Genomic DNA, 1212 nt, shown 5'->3' with positions numbered 1-1212 from the left:
AGGGGTAATCAATCAAGGGTTCTTCGAACCCTCCAGGTGCGCCGTCAAGAACGGCGTGTGTCAGAGCCTCGCGGAAGGTCCAGATCGTGTTCGCATCGGGCACGGGATCCGCAAGGGAAAGACCCAGAAAACGCATGAAGGACAGCCGGTCCCGGATCAGAAATTTCGTGCGTTCGTCAGAAAGGGAATGGCTTGCCTGCAGGAGCAGGACCTTGAACATGAAAACCGGATCATAGGCAGGACGCCCTCCCTTGCGGCCATCCGAACGCGGGATCGCCTGGACCAACAAGGGGCGGAACCGTTCAAAATCGACAAGACCACTGAGCTTCTCCAGCGCATCTCCCTTGGCCGACAGCGCCTTCAGGCGGTCGTCAATATTGAAAAATCCCGGCTGTTTCATCGCCAAACCCCATCAGATGACAGAATTAAAGAGAATCATATCTGCCCTCTCAAACCAAGGGGTTTTTGGAGGTCTCCATCTGCTGTGCCAGAGCCTCCATGACGGAAGGCGTGATGCGGCGGGCAGCACCCCCACCATGACGATCAATCAGACCTGCGGGTCCTTGCGCGTTAAAGCGCAGAACCCAGTCCCGCACGATCTGTCGGTCCGTTCCCGCAAGACGGGCCGCTTCACCACGCGTCGCCCCGTCATAAATCGCAGCAAGCGCCAGAAGGCGCCGGGACTGGGCCGCGTGTCTGCTTCGCCGGGCAAGAGTGCGTACCCTCGCTGCATCATAGTCATCACGAAGTGCAATGGCCTTGCTCATCTCGGATACCTTCTTTCATCAATGGTATCCGGTGAATCACATTTCTACACTCTTGGGTACCCCAATGAGTCACAGACAAAACAAATTGGTATCAGACCCATAAATAAGGGGTTTTTGGAGGTGTCCAGCTGATCAAGCCGGTACGCGGATTCAAAACGCTGAAGACCGCCTACGCCACGATCATCAAGGGCTTCGAGGTCATGCGAGCCCTGAAGAAGGGGCAGGCAAAGCCGTGGCAACAGGAAAAGGGCATCATGGGAGAAGTGCATCTGATAGAGAGGCAGTTGGAGTTTACACATTCTGAAACCCTCAGAAATCAGACCCGTTTCAACCGCTGCCTGACTTTGCAACAGTGCCAGCGGGCGCTATGCTGGATGGTTACGTTTTCCGCAGGTCATGCTGCCATTACGGACGTAACGGGCTGACGCCTGAGTGTCCGATAGAG

1 protein-coding gene and 2 pseudogenes are annotated in these 1212 nt (G+C 55.9%); 1 reads left to right on the top strand and 2 read right to left on the bottom strand.

Features of this window, described 5'->3' with window-relative positions:
* The coding region (locus AD944_RS00375; RefSeq protein WP_169796342.1) for a transposase at positions 1 to 400 on the bottom strand (400 nt) is incomplete at its 3' end.
* 73 nt (positions 401 to 473) lie between these two features.
* A pseudogene (locus tag AD944_RS00370) lies at positions 474 to 767 on the bottom strand (helix-turn-helix domain-containing protein); the annotation flags it as partial.
* A 125-nt stretch (positions 768 to 892) separates the two neighbouring features.
* Between AD944_RS00370 and AD944_RS17625 the strand changes: the two are divergent.
* Positions 893 to 1071, top strand: a pseudogene (locus AD944_RS17625) (IS6 family transposase); the annotation flags it as partial.
* Positions 1072 to 1212: the final 141 nt, after the last annotated feature.

This window comes from Acetobacter tropicalis, assembly GCF_001580915.1.
In the GTDB taxonomy this organism is placed as follows: Bacteria; Pseudomonadota; Alphaproteobacteria; order Acetobacterales; family Acetobacteraceae; genus Acetobacter; species Acetobacter tropicalis.
Note: the sequence above shows the minus strand (reverse complement) of the source record. Positions and strands in the feature narration are given on the sequence as shown.